Here is a 19165-nt window from a genome sequence, read left to right on the forward strand (position 1 = left end):
AGGCGCAGGACCGTACCTCAGCCGACGGCGAGCCGGGTGAAACCAGTAGCATGCGGCGCCATGAGCTCCCCCACTGGGCCTGCTTCCGGCCTGCCTGTACGAATGCCTCGACCCCGTCAGTCCGGGCGGCACCGTCGCCCCGAACCCGCGGCGGCGCCCGAGGGCGCTCCCGCACTGGTTCTCGCTGTGCCCGGCGTGCCGTCCGCCGCCATACGCTCGCTGGCCGAAGAGGTCGTGAGCATCGCCCGTTCCGAGCTGCCCGGCCTCGAGGCCCTGATCGGTTTCGTCGAGGGCGACGACACCGAGTACCCCTCGCTCGCGAACGTGATCGCGGCCGCCGCCTCGCTGCGCGCCGAGCGGTACGAGTTCGCCGTGGCCGCCGGCCGTGAGGTCAGCGCCCCGACGGGCCCCGCCGCGGTCGTCGTGCCGCTGCTCGCCGGTCCGGACAGCGCCCAGACGCGCCAGGTGCGCCAGGCCGTGATGGACGCCGGCGGCACCGCCGAGCTGACCGACGTCCTCGGCCCGCACCCGCTGCTCGCCGAGGCCCTGCACGTGCGTCTCTCGGAGGCGGGCCTGGCCCGTGCCGACCGCGCCCGGCTGTTCACGGTCGCGACGGCCGCCGACGGCATCATCCTGGCCACGGTCGGCGGCGAGGAGGCCGTGCGGGCCGCGGGGATCACCGGCATGCTGCTCGCCGCGCGCCTCGCCGTCCCGGTGATGGCCGCCGCGCTCGACCAGGAGGGCTCGATCGCCTCCATCGCCGAGCAGCTGCGCGCCGCCGGCTCGGAGCAGCTGGCCCTCGCCCCGTACCTGATCGGCCCCGAGCTCGCCGAGGGTCTCCTCGACGAGGCCTCGAAGGAGGCCGGGTGCGCCGCGGCCGAGCCGCTGGGGGCCTACCCCGCGATCGGCAAGCTGGTGCTCTCGCAGTACACGGCGGCGCTCGGCATCCCGCCGCAGCAGCCGCAGGGCGCGCCCTCGCTCTGAGGGCCGCGCGACCCCGCCCGTACGCCGAAGGGCCCGCACCGGACGTCCGGTGCGGGCCCTTCGGCGTACCTCCGCATACCTCGCGTATCCCCGCGTGTCTCGTGTGTCCCGTGCGCCTTGTGTGTCCCGTGTGTCCCGTGTCCCGTCTCAGCCGAAGACGACGCAGGAGGCCGCGGGGGCCCCGATCGCGCCCGTGCGCGCGGGGATCCCGGTCTCCGGGTCGAGGGTGAACCAGGTGACGTCGCCGGAGCGCTCGTTGGCCGCGTACAGGTGCCGTCCGGACGGGCCGAGGGTCAGGTCACGGGGCCAGGTGCCGCCGCAGGGCACGGTGGCGACGAGGGCGGCCCCGGCACCGTCGGGGGCGAGGGCGAGCACGGCGAGGGTGTCGTCACCGCGTACGGCGGCCCAGAGGAACCGTCCGTCGGGGGAGACGACGATCTCGGAGGGGTAGCTGGGGCCGGGGGTGCCCTCGGGGACGACGGGGGTCTCGCCGAGCGGTACGAGCACGCCCGTCGCGGCGTCCCAGCGGCAGACGGTGACGGTGGGTGCCAGCTCGTTCAGGACGTACGCGTGGGTGCCGGCCGGGTGGAAGGCGAGGTGGCGGGGTCCTGTGCCGGGACGCAGCGCGGTCTCGCCGTGGAGACCGAGCGTCCCGGTCGTCGGGTCGAGGACGCAGACGCGCACGGAGTCGGTGCCGAGGTCCACGCTGACGACCCACCGGCCGCTGGGGTCGGGGAGCACCTGGTGGGCGTGCGGGGCGGCCTGGCGGGCGGCGACCGGTCCACTGCCCTCGTGCCGCAGGACGGTCGTGGCGGGGCGTGCGGTGCCGTCCTCGGCCAGGGGCAGGGCGGTGACGCTGCCGGAGGTGTAGTTGGCGGTGAGGAGGTGGCCGGCGGTGACGGCGAGGTGGGTGGGGCCCGCGCCGTCGACGGGGACGGACGCGCCGAGCGGCCGGGGTACGGGTCCGGTGACGTCGAAGGCGGCCACGGCTCCCGGCTCGGTCTCGGACACGGCGTGGAGGACGGGGCCCGCGAGGGCGAGGAACGAGGGGTCGGCGAGGGCGTCGCTGCCACCGGTGACGGTCAGCGCGCCCGTCTCCTCGTCGACCTCGGCGGCCAGGACGCCCCGCCCGCCGGCCGAGGTGAACGAGCCGATGTAGGCCCGTACCGCGCTCCGCCCCTGAACCGTCCCTGTGCCGCCCACGACGCCTCCCCTGTCCGCGGGGCCGGTCGCGGTCGACCGGCCTGCCGTCCGGCCGACGGTAGCAGGCTGCGGTCTAGACCAAAGCTGCCGACCGGGGCTCGGGCGGCCGGGTCGGCGGGATACGCGGGGAGGTGCGGAGCGGCGAGGTCGACGAGGGCCGGCTCCGGACCGTGCGGACGGCCGAGGGCCGCCTCGGCGGCGGGATGTGGTGGTGCGGTACGCCCGCCGCTTCGTCCGCGGAGGCCCGTACCGGCCTTCCCGGGGGTACGAGGGCGTGGACCGCGGCCCGACGCGCGGGGCGGCGGCCATGAGCCGGGCGTCGTGCGAGGCGTACGGGTCGGCGACGACGGCGAGGGCCCCGGGTCTCCCGGGCGCGGTCGTCCAGGAGCGCGAGTATCCGGCGCGTCCGGGTCCTGCGGGCCCGCAGGGCCCGGGGCACGAGGGGTGTGAGGGAGAGCCGGACACAGCCGAGCAGGATCGGCGGCGTGCGGCGCCGGGCCGGCCCCCGGGTCGCCCGCGGGGCGCCGGGCGGGGGTGACAGTGGTGCGGAGGCGCACGGAGGTCACGGCCCGCTCGATCCGACGACCGGACGCGGCAGGCGCGACGGCGAAGGCCCGCGCCGCCAGCGCGAAGTCCGTCAGCGGCCGGCTCCGGCCTCGGAGCAGACCGCCCCGCACGGTCCCCCTCTCAGGAACGGACCATCCACGCACCGGGCGGAGTCCGCAGCGGAGCGTCCAGCTCCGTGAGCACGCGAGCGAGCCCCCTCGCATGGGCGAGAGCCGGCGCACCCGGGTGGACATCGCCCTCGGTCCGGAGGTGACCGTCCGGCTCCACCGCGGCCCCCTCGCGGGAAGTGAGGGCTTCCACGGCGGCCTCGACCCGCCAGCAGGCGGCAGCCAGACGAGCGTCGTGGCCGGCGTCCGGGTCGGCGGCCACGGCCACCAGTCCCCGCACCTCTCCGGCCGCTTCGTCGAGGAGCACCAGGACCCGGCGCGCTCGCGCCTTCCTGCCCCTGAAGGGGTTCAAGGGGTGCACCAGCGGAGCCAGCGAGAGCCGCACACGCCCGAGAAGCGCCTCGAGCTCGGCGGCGTGCGGCGTCGGGTCGGCGGCTTCCTCGCCGGCGAGACGCCGAACGGACGCCGAGGTGGCGGACCGGACACAGAGGAGCGCTCGCTGGATCCAGGCGTCGTTGGTCGTGTGCGTCCGGACGGGAAGGACCAGCGTCACGGCGAGACCGGCACACACGGCCCCGACGCCGGTCTCGGCCACGCGCAGGAGGAGCAGCGCACCGTCCAGCACCCCGAGGAGGCCGTAGAGCAGGCTGGCCATCACGGTGACCGCCAGGATCATCCAGCTGTACGAGACGGCGGCGGTGTAGAAGATCCCGAACACGCACACGGCGACCAGCAAGGCGGTGGCGACGGGCGCGCCGCCCAGCGGGACGGCGACGAGGAACCCGGCGGCGATGCCGGTGACGGTGCCGAGGAGGCGGCGGAAGCCCCGTACGAGCGTCTCGCCCCGTGAGGCGGTGTTGACGAAGATCCACCAGACGGTGCCGACGGCCCAGTACCAGCGCTCCTCCGAAAGGAACTGTCCCACGACGAGGGCCGCCCCCGAGGCGACGGAGACCTGGACGGCCTGACGGGTGGTGGCCCGGGCGAGCCCCGTCCCGGGCAGAGCGGCGGGCACCGCCGGCGGAGGCACCCGACGCTCGATGGGCCACAACGCGAAACGCACGGTCGCGACCGCGCCCAGGGCGATGACGGTGGCCGCGTACAGCTCGGGAAGCTGGGCGGGGAGCGCGTGCAGGAACTGCGTCACGAAGAACTGCATGAACGCGAAGATGCCGAGGGCGTGGCCGCGCGGTCCCCAGCGGCGCGCGTACACGCCGGCGAAGATCACGAGCAGCCAGACCGCGTCGCGGACGGACGGCGCGTCGTGCAGGAGGGTCGCGAGCGCGAGCACGGGGAAGCCGACCGTCGGCAGCAGGGCGGTGGTGACGGCCTGGCGGCGCACCGTGGGGTCGGCCACCGTGAAGAGCGCGAGCAGCGCGGCGAGACCGGCGGTGATGGACGCGACGAGGGACAGGCCGAGCAGTTCGGCCAGGGCGACCGCGAGCGCGACGCCGAGAACGGCACGCAGCGAGACCCTGAGCCGGACGCGCCCCGGGTCCGGGGCCATGAAGTACTTCTGCAGCTTCCGCACGGCGGCCAATCCCGCCCCCCTTGATCTGTCCCTCACCGCGCGCGAGACTCCCCCGGGGTGGTGGGGGCTCGGACACGACGAAAGCACCGCGGGCCGGTCCGGCCTCGTCGCCGGACGGCGCTGCGCGGCGCCGAAGATGTGTGATGGCTACAAGGATAGACCGAAGGGGGCGCAGCGGTTCAACCGACGGACGAAACACCGGGCCATTGGCCCACCGTCACAGCGGAGCGGGTGACCGGGTGGAGCCATTGGCCCACACCGCCGGGCCGGGAAGGGAGCGCGCGGCTTTCCGTCGGCTCCGTTTGGAGGACCTGTTCCGGGTTATCCCCCGAGGGGATGAATTCCCCGGAGCGGAGGGGAGATCGTGACGGCTCCGCCGGTTTTCCGCGCAGTGCTCCACAGCGGCACCGCGCGCATCGCCTCCGTGCGCCCCTCTTCCCCCTGGGCAGGCACATGACCGAGAACGAGAACGAGATCGAGCTCAAGGCCATCGCGGCGCTCACCGCTCTACGCGGTGGCGTCGGAGCGGACTACGTCTCCGAGCTGCTCGGCGAGGTCATTCCGACGTCGTTCCTCGTCCCTGACACCGGCGATCCGGCCGCGGTCGGGGCCGCTGTGCTCGACCAGCTCTCCGCACCGCTGAGCGCCTTGATCAACGGATTCGTGCTGGCCTTCGAACAGCTGGCGGACGTCTACGACCAGACGGAGCCCGAGACACCCACCGACGTCATCCTGCAGTCGCTCGCACTGGCCCTCGCGCGCGAGCAGGAGTGATCCCGCCGCTACCCGGCAGGACGGACGAGGCCCTCTCCCGACCGTCGCCGGGCACCCGCCGCGGGCCACGTCGACGACGTACGGCTTCGGCCGGGCGGACCGGGCCCCGACGACCTCGCCGTCGGCCGGATCAACGGGGTGGCGGTACTCCGCGTCGATGCCCGGTGCACCCCTTGACAGCGGAAACCACGGCGCATTACTCACATATGCAGCGACGTGTACCTTATGTGCATCATGTGCATCCGGAAATGCCCTGGCACACCTCCGGCGACAAGAGCCCGAGGCGGCCCGGCGGGAAGGGAGGCGGGTATCCCATGGACTATCTGTCGGTTTCTTCCTACCGCTACGACGGTCGGCCGGTCGTCGAGGTGTCCGGCGAGCTCGACATCGCGACCCGCGACCAGCTGCGCCGACGGCTGCACGAGGTGATCACCGCGCACAGCCCCGCGCCCGTCATCGTCGATCTGAGCGGCGTGGAGTTCTGTGACGCGGCCGGCCTCGGTGTCCTCGTCACCGCGCGCCGCGAAGCCAGGCAGCGGTCCGGCGAGCTTCGTCTGGTCAGCCGCAGGCAGTCCTTCCGGCACCTGCTGGAGACCACCCGGCTGGACGGCACCATGCCCCTGTACGACAGCCTCGCCCACGCCGTACGCGATCACCGGGCAACGAGCACCGGGGACGGATCTCCCGGTCCTGCCGCGCCCCGGGTGGAGAGGGTCGCCTTCACCTGCGGCCATTGCTGGCACGAGTGGACACGCGACTACGAGGTGCAACGCTCCCCTCACGGCAACGGCAACGGCAACGGCAACGGCAACGGCAACGGAGAACGGCGTGCCGCCGAGCGGTACTTCCGCAACGGGGCGGAGGTGCCATCGCCCTACGCCCCCAGCGGCGCACCTCCATGCCCCCGATGCGGGCGGCACTGGCTGGGCCGTCTCGCCGCCGAGCTGCCCGAGCGCCCGCGGAGCACCGTCCCGGCGCGGTAGCCGGACACCGCGCACCGCTGCCGCCGAGGCCGACGAGGACCACGCCCTCGGCGGCGTGCCGCTCGCGGACGAGCCGGCCGACGTCGACCGTGCCCGCGTCGGCCATGTCGGTGGCGCGGGCGTCGCCGATGTGGGTGTTGTGCTCCCGGACGGCCGCCTTCGCCGCGTCGCCGTGGTGGTCCATCAGCCGGTCGAGGGTGTCGGCCATGTGCACGTCGCGGATGTTCCACGACTCGGACCCGCCGGCGACCATCGCCCGGTGGTAGCGCTCCGCGCCGACCAGTACCTCCGCGTTCTGCCGCGCGACGAAGTCGGCCGCCCACCCGTCCGTCCCGGCCGTCTCCTCGGCGCGCCGCCGCAGCCGCGCCAGCGGCTCCAGGACCTCGTTCTCGCAGCTCGTCGAGACCAGCCGGGAGGCCCTGGCGTACGCCCGCGGGTCCCTCGCGCACGGCTCGGAACACGCGTACGCCTCACGGGCGTGCTCCACCTCCTGCGGGGTGTGCTCGGCGAGGTGGTCGAGCACGGCGTGCGGCGACTCCCACAGGCTGTACACGTCAAGGCCGTAGAGCCCCGTCCGCCGGTCCGGCGGCAGCCACTCGTCGTGGCGGCGCAGCCGGCGGGTGAAGCCCAGCACTTCGGTGTTGGCCCACATCCACGTGGGCCGGCGCCGGAACTCCTCCAGGGCCGTCAGCGGATCGGCGGGAGCGTCGGGGGCCGCTGTGACGGCCTGGCTGACGGCGTAGCAGTCGGGCCGGTCGCCCTCCACCGCGACGAAGGAGAAGCCCCTCTCCTCGATCAGCCGGCGTCCTCCAGCGGCAGGGCGTCGGTCCTCACCTGCCCGGCCTGTTCCGTCAGGGACGTGTCCACGGTGTCCCCCGGTGGCTGCTCGGCGCCTCTGCCGTGAGCCGTTGGTCAGATGTGGCCCGTGCTGCCCGCGAAGAGGGTTTCGGCGAGTTCGTCGTCGATCAGGGGCCGCACCTTGGCGGCGAGGGCCGCCTCCTGATCGCGTTCGACGGCGAGGTCGCCGCGCGGGACGACGCCCATCGGCCGGTCCTCGACCGTCACGGGCAGCCGGTACAGGACTTTTCGGCGCGCCTGCCCTCGTGCCGTCGGCAAAACACGGTCGCGGTCGGCACGGCCCGGGCCTCGGAGGCGCGCGAGGAAGCCGGCGTGATCAGTCTGTCCGCCGTCGTCGGGTCTGTTCTGTTCGTGGGCCGTGCCATTCGGCGAGGAGGACGGTGGCGTCGTCGTTGAGTTGTCCGTCGTGGTGTTCGAGTACGGCGTGTACGAGGCGGCGCAGGGTTTCCGGGACCGGTAGTGCGGCGGCCTGTTGCCGGACGATGAAATCGAGGAAGTGGTCGAGTCCGAACTCGCGGCCGTGGCGGTCGCGGGCCTCGGTGATGCCGTCGGTGTGAAGGATGAGCCGGTCGCCGGCCTGGAGCTGTTCCCGGTGGACGTGGGCGGGCAGGCCGAGTTCGGTGCCCAGCGGGTGGCTGGGCGGACGGTCGAGCACGGTGATCCAGCGGCCTTCGCGGATGAGGACGGGCGGCAGGTGCCCGCAGTTGATCCAGGAGAGGAGGCCGGTGTCCAGGTCGAGGTCGGCGAGGACGGCGGTGGCGTAGCGGTCGTGGGTGAACTGCTCGATCAGCATGCTCTCGATGCCGTCCCGTGCCCGGTTGAGGCTCGCGCCCTGGCGGCGCTGGTTGCGGCAGGTGGCCATCGCGAGGTTGGCGGTGAGGCCGGCGGCCGTGTCGTGGCCCATGGCGTCGAAGATCGCGAGGTGGGCGACATCGCCCGCCGTCGCGTAGTCGAAGGCGTCCCCCGCGGTGGCGTAGGCGGGCTCCATGGCCGCGGCGATGGTGACCCTGGGGCCGGTGTAGGTGCGCGGGGGCATCAGCGTCCACTGCATCTCCGCCGACACCGACATGGGTTCCAGGCGGGTGAGCCGGGCGTAGGAGTCGCTGTGCGGCCGTTGGGAGACGAGCATCAGCCCGACCACGGAAGCGAGGTCCTCCATGGCCTGGACGGCCTCGTCGTCCGGCTCCTTCCGGAGGGTGAGGCCCAGGACGCCGAGGCGCTCCGTGCCGTCCAGGAGGGGGATCCAGTACTGGATGTTCCCTTGACCGGGGGCGGAACGGACGCGCAGGGTCTGGAAGACCCGTCCCGCCAGGGTGCCGTCGACCTTCAGTTCCTCACCGCCCCGGCCGGCGTCGAGGCCCTCTCCTGTGACCTCGCGCAGCGTGTCCTCGCGCAGGTCCACCACGTAGATGCGCGCCCGGTGGAAACCCGCCGCCGCGGCATGCCGCCTCACCAACGCCGGAAGCTGCTCGAACGCGGCCGTGTGGCTGGCCCTGAGCAGTCCTTCCAGCATGCGCGTATCACCGGTGGCAGGAGCCATGAACCTCATCCTGCGACGAAGGGCTCGCCCCCACCACCCAGGGCGACGGCGGGCGACGTCCTCAGCTCACGTCGGCGCACGTCGGCGCACGTCGGCGCACGTCGGCGCACGTCGGCGCACGTCGTGCCCCCTGTCCCGCCGCCCGGACGACGACGACCCGAAGTGGGCCGGACCGCGAAGGATGGGACGGCACCGGAAGGGGCACTCCGGAAAGCACGTGGAGACGTGTTCGACCGTCGGCCGTTCGAAGGGATACGGCACCCCTTCCCGTCCGACGCGAAAGGGCAGTACCCCGGGACACGGTTTCGCCGTGGTGAAGACACCCCCGCGAACGAACCGGCCGAGGGCACCGGCTCCCTGTCGTCCGGCGGACGACCGCGCGGACGACCGCGTCGCCCTCCCGCGATCATGACGTGGGTACGGAGGGAGGCGGCAGCCCATGGCGCGCCTGCTGGTCCAGAACGACGACGTGGTCGTACGGCTGTCGTGGCGAGAGGCGCTTCTCGCCGGGTGGCGAGCCAGTCGGGACGGAGCAGGTCCACCCGGCCGTACAGGGGGTGATCGGTGCCTGCTCCGCAACCGAAGGGTTCACCGCGCCGGTGCGGCGGAGACCGGCCTTGGCGCTGCGGGAGGAAACGTGCGCGAGGCGAAGGGGGTCGGTGGTCATTGCGGATCGCGGACTGCTTCCACCGCCTCCCGGACGTCTGAGTGCGGGTCGCCGGCGAGGCCGTCCAGCAGTTCGGTGACGCCCGGGGTGGACCAACGGGCGACCGCCCACACCAGGTCCTCCCGCACACCGGGGTCGGGGTGGGTGGCGAGGCGGCTCAACCGGGCGAGCGGGCCGCGCCGACGCATTCCGAACCAGTGCAGCGCCTCCCGCAGCGCGGCCGGGTCCCCGGGGTCACCTGCTTCGACCCGGGCGAGCAGCACTCTGGAGGGTGGCGGCGGACCGTCCAGCGGATGCGGCAGCCGCTCGCGCAGGCGCCGCGCCCCGTACCCGCCGCGCACGCGGCACCCGAAACAGGTGCAGGGGCGCGCACCGTGCGCGTCCGGCAGGTAGCGCCAGCCCGCCACCTGCGGCGCGGCGCGGACCCGGTGCACTTCACGCGGCCGGATCGCCCGGGGGACGAACACCTCCCACCCGCGCGGGTCCTCCAGGGCCGCGATCCGCCGCACCGCCTCTGACGCGGAAACGGTGGCCTGGGCATCCCGCGCCCGGTCGGTATAGCGTCCTACCAGCACGTCCTGGGCGTCGTCGAGTCGCACGTGGACTGCCACAAGCCCGCCCCGGCTGCCGAAACGGGCCAGCTCGCGCAGCCATTGGTGGGTGAGGGTGTACGACGGCAGGACCGGGAAGCAGTAGACCCCCCGCGCGCTGCCCTGTCCGTGGCTGACCGCCCGGATCCCGGACCGCCGGATGCGCGGCGCGTTCGCCGCTGAGGTCAAGTGCACGAACATCGCCATGACACGGGATATTAGGTGCCCCATCCCACGGCATCGACTGCGCGTACGGGACACAGCACCATCGATCATCCAGGTTGATCCAGCGCTGTGCGCTCGGCGTGGCGCAGCCAGTCGGTGTACCAGCGAGCGAAAGTCACCGGAGCCCCGTCGTCGTTGCGCAGTGGGGCGAGGTCGACCTCGTCCGCACGGCCGTCGGTCCACATCGTGCCTCGATGCGCGCCGCTGATCACCAGCCAATCACGCGTGGCGCAGCCGCGGTGGGAGACGACGACGGCACCGACGGTGCGATCAGGGTTGAACATGACGGCGTTCCAGCGTTCGTCCCACGCCTCGATGGCGTCGTCGAACTCTTCGGCTTCGTCGAAGTCCTCTTCCTCAGGGTGCTGGGCCGCCAGTTCCTCCAGCAGCTTCGGGTCCGGGCCCTGCTCGGGAAAGGGCTCGGCAAGCCGGGACAGGTCTGCCAGGTCGGCGCCGTCGCCCTCCCACCGCCAGCGGCCTTGCACTCGCCGCACCGGGAACACGCCATAGGCGGGACCAGCGCCACCCGCGCCCACACGAAGGAGGAACGTTCGGAAATCCTCCGGCAGCCGCACCTTCATCTGCGCCTCGAGCTCAGCGAGCTCGGCATGACTGAGCGGCGGCTCCAGAACCCGCTTGTGCCCCAGGGCCCCGAACACCTCGTTGCCCGCAGGGTACGTCCCCAAAGCCTCGACCCGTTGACGGATGCCCGCCCCTCGCTGATCAGCCATGCGTAAAAGGTAGGCGCCGCCACGGACACCGACGCCGACGGGCCTTCCCGGAAGCCAGGCAGGGCCAGTTCAAACCGTTCCCACCCGGGCCGAAGGAGGCCGACGTCTCGACGGTGGACGTCCCGGAGCCGGCCGTCAGGGCTCTGGACCAGACGGAGGACGAGATCGCCTCCATCGTCGCCCGCTGGACCGGCATCCCCGTCAGCCGCCTCCTTGAGAGCGAACGGCAGAAGCTGCTGCGGCTCGACGAGATCCTCCACGAGCGGGTCATCGGCCAGAACGAGGCCGTCCAGCTCGTGGCGGACGCCGTCATCCGCGCCCGCTCCGGGGTCAAGGACCCACGCGGGCCCATCGGTTCGTTCCTGTTCCTCGGCCCGACCGGCGTCGGCAAGACCGAACTCGCCCGCACCCTTGCGGCCGCGCTGTTCGACACCGAGGACAACATGATCCGCCTCGACATGAGCGAGTACCAGGAACGGCACACCGTCAGCCGTCTGATGGGCGCCCCGCCCGGATACGTCGGCTACGAGGAAGGTGGCCAGCTCACCGAGTCCGTACGCCGCAAGCCGTACTCCGTCGTGCTGCTCGACGAGGTGGAGAAGGCCCACGCGGACGTCTTCACCACCCTGCTGCGGCTGCTCGACGACGGACGCCTCACCGACGCCCAGGGCCACACCGTCGACTTCCGCAACACGGTGGTGGTGATGACCAGCACCATCGGCTCGCAGTACCTGCTCGAAGGGGTGACGCCGGACGGCGAGATCAAGGAGGAGGCCCGGGCCGCGGTCATGGCCGAACTGCGCGCCCACTTCCGGCCGGAGTTCCTCAACCGGGTCGACGACGTGGTCCTCTTCAAGCCGCTGACGCTGCCCGAGATCGAGCGGGTCGTGGACCTGCTGACCGAAGACGTACGCCGACGGCTCGCCGGCGACGTCACGGACGGCTCGACGGTCACCGTCGACCTCGACGGCGACCGTCTCACGGTGGGCCGGACGGCTCCCGGAACCGGGGCGGCGCCGCAGGCGGAAGCGGCCTGGGACGCACGGCCGGAACCACGGACCGGCCACGGACCACGGTCGAACCGCAGGTCGGTGCGTGGTGCGCTCCGGCGCCGTAGGGCGCCCCGGCACCGCGGCGGCGCGGCGGCGCCCGGCCGGTCCAGGTCCACTGCCTGGTCCGCTGCCGTCAGACAGTCGCCTGACGGCTCGCCGCCGAGGACACGAACCAGTCGCTGACGGCGTCGGTCACCTGCGCCAGCGCCTCCGGCTTCTCGAACAGGTACCGGGCGCCGTTCACCACGAGGACCCTGTGCGGGGCGGGCAGCCGCTCGGCAGCCGCCCGGTTGAGCCGTACGACGGTGCCGTCGTCGCCGCCGGCGATGAGCAGGACCGGCGCGCGCACCCGTTCGAGCGCGTCGCCCGCCAGGTCCGGCCGGCCTTCCCAGGCAGCCACCGCGTACACCCGTTCCGGCCGCTCGGCGGCCGCCACCAGCGCCGCTGCCGCGACCGTGCCCGCACCGAACAGCCCCACCGGAAGTCCGCTCGCGTCAGGGCCTTCGTCCAGCCAGTCGATCGCGGCCACCAGGCGCCTCGCCAGCAGCGGAATGTCGAAGCGGTGCTCGACCGTCAAGGCGTCCTCGCGCTCCTCACGCTCGGTCAGCAGGTCGAGCAGCAAGGTGCCCGACCCGGCACGGCGCAGTGCGGCGGCGACCGTGCGATTGCGCGGACGGTGCCGTGAGCCGCTGCTGTCGTAGGCGAACAGGACCACCGACCGAACCGGGCCGGGAGTCACCAGTTCACCGGTGAGGAGCGCACCGTCCGCGGGAACCGTCGCCTTTCTGGAGATCATGTCGAGATCAGCTCTTCCTGATTGTCCTGCCGGGAACAGGTCCCACAGCAGCGACTACCCGGAAGACGGGTCCGCACGCGCGGGCCGATTCGCCCACGTCCCTGGGCAGCGGACAGCGGCAGCGGTGTCCTGGCCGCGTCGCGGACTTCGCGAAGGGACGGCCGGTTCCGGACCGGTCGCCGCCGCCGCTGTCCTGTGCCGGTTCTCCTTCGCCTCTCGTACGTCGGTGTCGGGCCGGACCAGGAATCCGCCCCGGCCGTCGAAGCGCACCTCGTACACGGCGTCGAACCCGTCGCCGGGCGTAGGCCGGCGGAGTCTGGTGAACGTGGCGAGGATGCCCACGTCGGGTACGCGCTCCCGGCCCTGCCGTGTGGCGTTACGACGTTGGGAACCGGCGATGTCCGGCGGGAACCAGTACGCCGTGACGGTCGCGCCGTGGACGTGGGCGGCTGACACGAGCGGTCGCCACTCGTCGGACGACGGGTTCGTGTTGTCGACGGCCACGGAACGGCCCTCGGCGAGCTCGGCCTCCACCAGGCGCATCTGCCTCTCCTGCTTGCGCCGGGCCGCGCGGGGGAAGAGGTCCTTGCTGACCAGCGCGTAGCGACCGGCCAGAAGCTGTCCGTAGAAGGTGGACTTTCCGGACGCCTGCAGCCCGACCAGCACGGCGACGTCGAGAACTCCCGCGTCGGGCGGCCCGCCGGGAGGCCCACCGCTCGCGGTCCGCTCGTGCGGCGGGGGCTCCGGCGGCGCGGAGCCCGGTCCTCTGCCCATGGTCCGCCGTAGTCTCCTCACTCCTCCAGCTCTTCCTGGACGGGCGTCCCGGGGGTGTCCCGCACGGTCGGAACGTTCGCGTGAGGCACGGGTCCCTCCTCCCGTGGACACACGGGGCGCCTACCCCGCCACGACCACCTGTAACGGCCGCGAGGCGATCCCGCGGTCACCGCGTACGCCTGCTGATCACGCCCGGACGGCGCCCGGGACCACGGTCGCGGTCACTGCCAGGAGGGCATGCCCGCTCCCCCGGAGCACGAGGGTCCTGGGCCGACCGCTCGGGCCCGGGGGCGGGCGTCGACGTGATCAGGTCGGGGTCAGGTGGTGTAACCGGAGTTGAGCTCGACGTAGCCCTCGGTCAGGTCGCATCCGTAGACGGTGAACTCGCCGTCCGCGATGCCGAGTTCGACGTGGACGACGACCTCGTCCCCGGAGAGGTAGTCGCGGGCGCGCTCGAGCATGGCGTCGTCCGGCTCCTCGGGGAACATCTCAAGGTCGCCGTAGTGGATCCGCACCCGGACCGGCTCGATGTCGAGCTCCTCGTCGAGCTTGCCGATGGCCATCGCCACGCGCCCCCAGTTGGGGTCCGCGCCGTGCACCGAGGTCTTGACCAGCGGCGAGTTCACCACCGCCTTGCCCACCCTCTTCGCCTGGGCCGTGTCGCGGGCGCCGGTGACCCGCACCTCAAGGAGTTTGGCGGCGCCCTCGCCGTCCGAGGCGATGTTCCGGACCAGGGACAGCGCGGCCCGGTACAGCACCTGCTCGAACTCCGCCTCGTCCACCGGCCCCGCCAGACCGTTGGCGAACACGGCCGCGGTGTCGCTCGTCGAGGTGTCGGTGTCGATGCTGAGCGCGTTGAACGTCTTGTCGACCACCCGGCGGAAGACGGCGTCGAGCCGCTCCGCCTCGATCTCGGCGTCGGTGAAGAAGAAGGTCAGCAGCGTCGCCATGTTGGGCTCGATCATGCCGACGCCCTTCGCGATGCCCACGACGACGGCGTCGCCGCACCGCAGGTACACGGACTTGGTGCGGGTGTCGGTGGTCATGATGGCGGCGGCGGCCGCCTCGAAGTCGGCGGGCGGCAGGGGCGTCGGCATCTTGGCGATGCCCTCGCGGATGCTCTCGATGGGGTAGGGCCGTCCGATCACGCCCGTCGACCCGATCACCAGCTCCTCGGGCAGGACCCCGGCCTTCTCCGCGGCGAGCCTGCGCACCTCCTCCGCGTGCGCCGCGCCGACCTTTCCGGTCGCCACGTTGGCGTTGCGGGAGACGACCACCATGCCGCGGCTCCGCCGCAGGGCGGCGTCGTCACGGCTGAGGACGACGCTCGGGCCGGCGAAGCGCGACTTGGTGAACACCGCCGCGGAGACGGCCGGAACCTCCGACACCACCACCGTGAAGTCGTGCGCGGTGTCCTTCAGTCCCATGTTGGCGCTGTACGAGCGAAACCCCAGGGGTACTTCCAGGCTCATGGCCCATCACCTTTCACTCAGACTCTCACTGCATCAAAATGTCAAGGGCAGCATACTTACTTAGCGTAGAAGCGTTGCACGATTCCACGAAGTGCGCCGGACGACATGGGCGATGGAACTCTTCGGCTCGTATGCATAAACGCCATACATATGCGTGGCCCGCCCGAAGAAGCCCCGCCCCGGCCCCGGGGTCAGTCGAGCCAGCCCCGGGCCATCGCCCTGGCGCCCGCCTGGAAGCGACTGTCGGCCTCCAGCCGGTCCATCATGTCGGTCATCAGCCGGCGCAGCGTGCGGGAGGACACGCCGAGGGATCGCGCGATCGCCACGTCCTTGAGCCCCTCGGCGAGCATCCGGACCAGTGCCCGTTCCCGTTCGTCGAGCTCGGCGTCGGCCGCCTCGGACTGGCCCTGGGGCCCCCGGTTCGCCGATTCGTCGATGGGTGGCACGACGGCTCCGTGCACCCAGCAGTGCTCGAAGATCTGGAGGAGGACGTGGACGACCTCCGGGCCCTTGAACTCCAGTGCGGCGAAGCGGCCTTCGCGGGGAGGCGTGGAGGCGTAGCCGAGCGTGCCGTCCACCACGATCAGCCGGAGCGGCAGCACGGAGGCGACGCGCACCTCGGCACCCGCTTCCTGCAGGTTTCGCAGATGGGTCCGCCCGTAGGGGATGCGGATCATGCAGTCGAGGTGGATCGAGCGCATGGACACGCCGCGCTTGAGGGCCTGCTGGTTCCGCTCCATGCTCTCCGCGAGCATGTTGGCCGACAGCGGAGTGCCCGGATGCATGCTGAGGACCTCCTTGCGGGCCCGGACGGCGGCGCTCTCCAGGGCGGAGACCACCTCGTCCTCGCTCTCCAGGAGGGTCACCCCGAAGCCCCCTCGGCCGGCCGCCTGCATGGCCATCAGGTTCTCGCTCAGCGCCGCGAGGACGCCCTTCCCCCGGTGCAGCTCCTCGAGGCGCCGCCGGAGCGACTCCTCCTCCCGTTCGAGCACGCGGGCGAGGGCGACCTCGGGCGACGCCGGTATCGGCGCCGGGTGCGCGGGGCTCGACCGGACCAGCCCGTTGTCGATCAGGAAGTCCATCGCGGAACCGAGCGCCCCGGCTTCCGCCTGGAGCTGCTCCCGCGCGTCCCGTAAGGTCGATCCGGGTGTGGTGACCAGGAAACGGAACAGTTCCTGGATGACATTGGCCCCCTCGTTCATCCGCCGACAACCCCCATGTTGAGTAACGCTCCCGACAGCAGCGACCTCGATCGCCGCATACGCATGCATGAAACCTCATAGTTCCCGATGGCTCGGCGCGCGGCGGGCGGAACGCTTCGCGCCGAATGGGGAGTTATCGACCCCGTCAGGCGTTATGCGTCCTGTGGATCATTCGACGAACGCGGCTTTCTCCTCAGATCCTTCACGGCTTCGGGCCCACCCTCGCCATTCTTCCTCCGTCTCACGATTCGAGACGAAAACGTCCATGTCCACTTTCCGTCATGTCCGCTCACGGACACCCGCCAGGTCTGTACCGCCACCCGCCGCCCGGTCATGCTGAGGTGTCGGCCGGGCGGAACGAAGACCTCCCCCGGCTGGGGATCGTCTTTCCTGGGGGAGTTACATCACATGAGCGCACGTCGCATGTCCATGGGTACCTGTTCGAACCGGACCCCGCTCTGTCGCAATCTGTCCTCGCTCGCGGCCGCGGTCGTGGCCACGGCGGGACTGGCGGCGGCCGTACCGGCCGAGCTCGCGTCCTCCGGGGCCCGCCCCCTGACGTCCCTTCAGCAGACGGAACCCCTGGCGGCGCGGGACGACTTCGCCTGGGGCTGAGACGTGCCCGTCCGCCGATCGCGTGACGGTCACGTCACCCCGCCCCGCTGCCGGGGTCGAGAAATTCCGATCTTCACAGAAGGGCTGCTGGGTGTCATCGATCAGTACTGCGGCGGTGAGCATGGAATGCGAGCTGCTGCCCGAAGGGGTCGCCCTCGTCGAGTTCTCGCAGGCACATGAGCAGAACCCGTTCAGCAGTTCGCGCATGCGTGAACTGACCGAGCTCCTGCTCGACCTGGACGGCAACGACGACGTCGCCTGCGTGGTCCTGTACGGCGGACCGGACCGGTCCTTCGGCGCCGGTGGCGACTTCAACGAGGTGTCGGAGTTCCACGGCGGCGACGAGGTCGACGCGTGGATCGACGACATCACCACGCTGTACAGCACCGTCGCCGGCATCTCCAAGCCCGTCGTGGCCGCCATCGACGGATACGCGATCGGCGTCGGGCTGCAGATCGCCCTCTGCTGCGACCTGCGCATCGGCAGCAGCTCGGCCAAGCTCGTGATGCCGGAGTTCCGCGTCGGGATCGCCTGCAACTTCGGCGGCTACATGCTGGAGACGGTGGTCGGCCGCAGCGTCATGCAGGACATGCTCTACACCTGCGACGAGTGGCCGGCCGAACGCGCGCTCGCCGACCGGCTCCTGCACGAGGTGACCGCTCCCGAGGAGCTGCTGGGCCGGGCCCTCGACAGGGCGCGCCGCATCGCCGGCTACACGACGGCCGCCGTGCAGTCGACCCGTTCGCGCGTGAACGGCCCCTTCGTACGAGGCCTGCAGCGGGTGCGCGAGGAGGGCAAGAGGTCCCACCGCACGGCCTTCTCCGCGGGCGAGGCGCAGCGGCGCATGCGGCGCGTCATCGGGAAGGCCTGACCGCCGCCCTCCTGGCTCGCCGCCCTCCTGACCGCCCGGTGCGCAGGGCCGCCGCGACCGCGTACGACGAGACCGCCGCTTCGACCGAAGCGGCGGTCTTCCTCGTCTCCCTCGTCACGTCCCGGACCGGGGCGGGCGCTCCTCCCGGGCCCGGTCCCGGGTCAGCGCCACACCGTCCGGTCCCGGCAGGTGCAGGGACCACGAGTGCGTTCCGGTGTCCTCGCCGCCGGGCGCCCCGGGGTCCGTACCGGCCCGGCCGCGGGGGCTTCTCCCGAGAAGGAGCTTCCTCCAGCCGCGGAACCCCCTCACCGGGGCTCTCCGGGACGGGAGCCGGCCGGGGGGAACGGGCCGGGCCCGGCACCCGGGTCGTCACGGCGGCGCCAGTGCTCGCCGATGACCTCCAGGTGGCCCAGGGTGAAGCCCGCGGCCGCCATCTCCCGGATCCGCTCCTCCCCCAGCACCACCCGCAGGATCTCCAGCGTGTCCCCGCCGGCCCTCCCGGGCAGGTCGACGGGGAGCGACCGCCAGGGGGGCAGGGTGAGGACCATGCCCTTGAGCTCGTAGCGGACGGCGCGGGGGAGGGAGCGGGCGCGCCGCGCGGCGAGCGCGTCGAGGGAGACCGTCTCGGGCTCCGGGGCGGCTTCACGGGCGGCGGATCCGCTCCTTCGGATCATTCCGTTCGTCGGGGGCAGGATGGGATCGGTGGCGGGCACGGGAACCTCCGGTGGTGAGGGGGACGGGCGGCATGCCGGGGGTCAGTTCCAGGCGAAGAGGACGACGCTGCCCACGGCCAGGACCACTCCGAGGTGCTGGATCGCCCGGATGCGCTCCTTGAGCAGCACCCGGGCCAGCAGCACGGTGCTGATCGGGTACAGCGACGCCAGCAGTCCGATGACGGCGAGGCTCCCGTCCCTGACCGCGACGAGGAAGAGCGCGCTCGATCCCATGTCGAGCACACCGGAGAGCAGGGCGAGCCGGGCGGGCCGGCCGGACAGCCTCGGCGAGGTGCGCCGGACCAGGACCACCAGGAGCAGGATCGCGGTGAGCGAGGCGCAGCGGGCCCACACCAGGGGCCACAGGCTCGTGTCGCTCGGCGTGCGGGCCAGGAAGACGAAGAAGGCGCCGAACCCGGCACCGGCGAGCAGGGCCAGGCCCAGACTGCGCAGCATCTTCCGCCGGTCGTCCGGCTCGCCGGCCCCGTCGCCGCTCAGCGAGACGAGCAGGACGGCGGCCAGGGCGCACACGACGCCGAGCACGGCCACCCCGGAGAGCCGGTCGCCCGTCAGGACGCCGGCGACGACGGGCAGCGCGGCGGCGGCGGCCGCGGTGGTCGGGGCGACCAGGCTCATCACGCCGCCGGCCAGCGCCCGGTAGAGCAGCACGGCCCCCGCGCTTCCGCACAGTCCGGCGAGCGAGCCCCAGAAGACCTCGTGCCAGCTGCTGCCCGACCGGGAGAGCAGTCCGACGAGGGCGAGTGCGGTGGCCAGCCCGGCGGCGTTCGACCAGACGACCACGACGACGGCTCGGGCCTTCTTGGCCGCGAGTCCGCCGACGAAGTCGCCCGCGCCGAGCACCATCGCCGAGGCGAGGGCCAGGAACAGGTTCACCAGGAACTCCTTGGAG

17 protein-coding genes and 2 pseudogenes are annotated in these 19165 nt (G+C 72.5%); 6 read left to right on the forward strand and 13 right to left on the reverse strand.

Annotated features, from left to right (window positions below; genetic code table 11):
- Window positions 1–60: 60 nt before the first annotated feature.
- Window positions 61–984, forward strand: a complete 924-nt coding sequence (locus tag ACFWUY_RS07560; RefSeq protein WP_384103111.1) for a sirohydrochlorin chelatase — start codon at window positions 61–63, stop codon at window positions 982–984.
- 147 nt (window positions 985–1131) lie between these two features.
- Here the strand turns inward: ACFWUY_RS07560 and ACFWUY_RS07565 are convergent, their stop codons facing one another.
- Complete coding sequence (locus tag ACFWUY_RS07565) at window positions 1132–2187, reverse strand: lactonase family protein (RefSeq protein ID WP_384103114.1); 1056 nt, start codon at window positions 2185–2187, stop codon at window positions 1132–1134.
- Window positions 2188–2874: 687 nt separating this feature from the next.
- Entirely contained in the window at window positions 2875–4368 is a 1494-nt protein-coding gene (locus tag ACFWUY_RS07570) for an FUSC family protein (RefSeq protein WP_384103326.1), read from the reverse strand.
- Window positions 4369–4845: 477 nt separating this feature from the next.
- On the opposite strand from ACFWUY_RS07570, the gene ACFWUY_RS07575 reads away from it, so the two are divergent.
- The gene (locus ACFWUY_RS07575) at window positions 4846–5166 is read left to right on the forward strand and encodes a hypothetical protein (RefSeq protein WP_384103117.1); all 321 of its coding nucleotides are present in this window, start codon (window positions 4846–4848) and stop codon (window positions 5164–5166) included.
- Between the two features lie 314 nt (window positions 5167–5480).
- Window positions 5481–6149 (forward strand): STAS domain-containing protein, encoded by a 669-nt coding sequence (locus ACFWUY_RS07580; RefSeq protein ID WP_384103120.1) that lies wholly within the window; start codon window positions 5481–5483, stop codon window positions 6147–6149.
- A gap of 19 nt (window positions 6150–6168) precedes the next feature.
- Here the strand turns inward: ACFWUY_RS07580 and ACFWUY_RS07585 are convergent.
- From ACFWUY_RS07585 to ACFWUY_RS07605, 5 genes and pseudogenes are all read right to left on the reverse strand, one after another.
- A pseudogene (locus tag ACFWUY_RS07585) lies at window positions 6169–7065 on the reverse strand (erythromycin esterase family protein); the annotation flags it as partial.
- A complete protein-coding gene (locus ACFWUY_RS07590; protein WP_384103126.1) occupies window positions 7062–7214 on the reverse strand; it encodes a hypothetical protein in 153 nt (50 codons plus the stop codon). The pseudogene ACFWUY_RS07585 and the gene ACFWUY_RS07590, both read right to left, overlap by 4 nt.
- A 109-nt stretch (window positions 7215–7323) precedes the next feature.
- A complete protein-coding gene (locus ACFWUY_RS07595) occupies window positions 7324–8547 on the reverse strand; it encodes a PP2C family protein-serine/threonine phosphatase (protein WP_384103129.1) in 1224 nt (407 codons plus the stop codon).
- 663 nt (window positions 8548–9210) lie between these two features.
- Window positions 9211–10011, reverse strand: coding sequence for a HEAT repeat domain-containing protein (locus tag ACFWUY_RS07600; protein ID WP_384103132.1), 801 nt, complete (start codon window positions 10009–10011; stop codon window positions 9211–9213).
- Between the two features lie 65 nt (window positions 10012–10076).
- Window positions 10077–10760 carry an SMI1/KNR4 family protein gene (locus tag ACFWUY_RS07605; protein WP_384103135.1) on the reverse strand — a complete coding sequence of 228 codons (684 nt, stop codon included), beginning with the start codon at window positions 10758–10760 and terminating at the stop codon, window positions 10077–10079.
- Between the two features lie 152 nt (window positions 10761–10912).
- Between ACFWUY_RS07605 and ACFWUY_RS07610 the strand changes: the two are divergent.
- Window positions 10913–11995: pseudogene (locus ACFWUY_RS07610) on the forward strand (AAA family ATPase); the annotation flags it as partial.
- Here ACFWUY_RS07610 and ACFWUY_RS07615 read toward each other — a convergent pair.
- From ACFWUY_RS07615 to ACFWUY_RS07630, 4 genes are all read right to left on the reverse strand, one after another.
- Window positions 11946–12608 (reverse strand): dienelactone hydrolase family protein, encoded by a 663-nt coding sequence (locus tag ACFWUY_RS07615; protein ID WP_384103138.1) that lies wholly within the window; start codon window positions 12606–12608, stop codon window positions 11946–11948. The pseudogene ACFWUY_RS07610 and the gene ACFWUY_RS07615 sit on opposite strands and share 50 nt — an antisense overlap.
- A 54-nt stretch (window positions 12609–12662) precedes the next feature.
- A complete protein-coding gene (locus ACFWUY_RS07620; protein WP_384103141.1) occupies window positions 12663–13382 on the reverse strand; it encodes an AAA family ATPase in 720 nt (239 codons plus the stop codon).
- A gap of 317 nt (window positions 13383–13699) precedes the next feature.
- Window positions 13700–14854, reverse strand: coding sequence for a bifunctional glutamate N-acetyltransferase/amino-acid acetyltransferase ArgJ (gene argJ, locus ACFWUY_RS07625; RefSeq protein ID WP_384103144.1), 1155 nt, complete (start codon window positions 14852–14854; stop codon window positions 13700–13702).
- Window positions 14855–15045: 191 nt separating this feature from the next.
- Window positions 15046–16056 (reverse strand): LuxR C-terminal-related transcriptional regulator, encoded by a 1011-nt coding sequence (locus ACFWUY_RS07630; protein WP_384103147.1) that lies wholly within the window; start codon window positions 16054–16056, stop codon window positions 15046–15048.
- A 408-nt stretch (window positions 16057–16464) separates the two neighbouring features.
- Between ACFWUY_RS07630 and ACFWUY_RS07635 the strand changes: the two genes are divergently transcribed.
- Together ACFWUY_RS07635 and ACFWUY_RS07640 are read left to right on the forward strand one after the other, a co-directional pair.
- Window positions 16465–16671 carry a hypothetical protein gene (locus tag ACFWUY_RS07635; RefSeq protein ID WP_384103150.1) on the forward strand — a complete coding sequence of 69 codons (207 nt, stop codon included), beginning with the start codon at window positions 16465–16467 and terminating at the stop codon, window positions 16669–16671.
- A 121-nt stretch (window positions 16672–16792) separates the two neighbouring features.
- A complete protein-coding gene (locus tag ACFWUY_RS07640) occupies window positions 16793–17542 on the forward strand; it encodes an enoyl-CoA hydratase/isomerase family protein (RefSeq protein WP_384103328.1) in 750 nt (249 codons plus the stop codon).
- 305 nt (window positions 17543–17847) lie between these two features.
- Here ACFWUY_RS07640 and ACFWUY_RS07645 read toward each other — a convergent pair whose 3' ends face one another.
- Both ACFWUY_RS07645 and ACFWUY_RS07650 read right to left on the reverse strand, forming a co-directional pair.
- Window positions 17848–18255, reverse strand: a complete 408-nt coding sequence (locus ACFWUY_RS07645) for a hypothetical protein (RefSeq protein WP_384103153.1) — start codon at window positions 18253–18255, stop codon at window positions 17848–17850.
- Window positions 18256–18297: 42 nt separating this feature from the next.
- The gene (locus ACFWUY_RS07650; RefSeq protein ID WP_384103156.1) at window positions 18298–19149 is read right to left on the reverse strand and encodes an EamA family transporter; all 852 of its coding nucleotides are present in this window, start codon (window positions 19147–19149) and stop codon (window positions 18298–18300) included.
- Window positions 19150–19165 lie beyond the last annotated feature (16 nt).

Source organism: Streptomyces sp. NPDC058664, assembly GCF_042716635.1.
Taxonomy (GTDB): domain Bacteria; phylum Actinomycetota; class Actinomycetes; order Streptomycetales; family Streptomycetaceae; genus Streptomyces.

Excerpts from the sequence above, each read along its gene's own strand:
- ACFWUY_RS07575 (WP_384103117.1), top strand. The coding sequence starts at position 4,846 with ATGACCGAGAACGAGAACGAGATCGAGCTCAAGGCCATCGCGGCGCTC.
- ACFWUY_RS07580 (WP_384103120.1), top strand. The coding sequence starts at position 5,481 with ATGGACTATCTGTCGGTTTCTTCCTACCGCTACGACGGTCGGCCGGTC.
- ACFWUY_RS07640 (WP_384103328.1), top strand. The coding sequence starts at position 16,793 with ATGGAATGCGAGCTGCTGCCCGAAGGGGTCGCCCTCGTCGAGTTCTCG.
- ACFWUY_RS07635 (WP_384103150.1), top strand. The coding sequence starts at position 16,465 with ATGAGCGCACGTCGCATGTCCATGGGTACCTGTTCGAACCGGACCCCG.
- ACFWUY_RS07560 (WP_384103111.1), top strand. The coding sequence starts at position 61 with ATGAGCTCCCCCACTGGGCCTGCTTCCGGCCTGCCTGTACGAATGCCT.
- ACFWUY_RS07600 (WP_384103132.1), bottom strand. The coding sequence starts at position 10,011 with ATGGCGATGTTCGTGCACTTGACCTCAGCGGCGAACGCGCCGCGCATC.
- ACFWUY_RS07615 (WP_384103138.1), bottom strand. The coding sequence starts at position 12,608 with ATGATCTCCAGAAAGGCGACGGTTCCCGCGGACGGTGCGCTCCTCACC.
- argJ (WP_384103144.1), bottom strand. The coding sequence starts at position 14,854 with ATGAGCCTGGAAGTACCCCTGGGGTTTCGCTCGTACAGCGCCAACATG.
- ACFWUY_RS07570 (WP_384103326.1), bottom strand. The coding sequence starts at position 4,368 with ATGGCCCCGGACCCGGGGCGCGTCCGGCTCAGGGTCTCGCTGCGTGCC.
- ACFWUY_RS07595 (WP_384103129.1), bottom strand. The coding sequence starts at position 8,547 with ATGGCTCCTGCCACCGGTGATACGCGCATGCTGGAAGGACTGCTCAGG.
- ACFWUY_RS07620 (WP_384103141.1), bottom strand. The coding sequence starts at position 13,382 with ATGGGCAGAGGACCGGGCTCCGCGCCGCCGGAGCCCCCGCCGCACGAG.
- ACFWUY_RS07630 (WP_384103147.1), bottom strand. The coding sequence starts at position 16,056 with ATGAACGAGGGGGCCAATGTCATCCAGGAACTGTTCCGTTTCCTGGTC.
- ACFWUY_RS07605 (WP_384103135.1), bottom strand. The coding sequence starts at position 10,760 with ATGGCTGATCAGCGAGGGGCGGGCATCCGTCAACGGGTCGAGGCTTTG.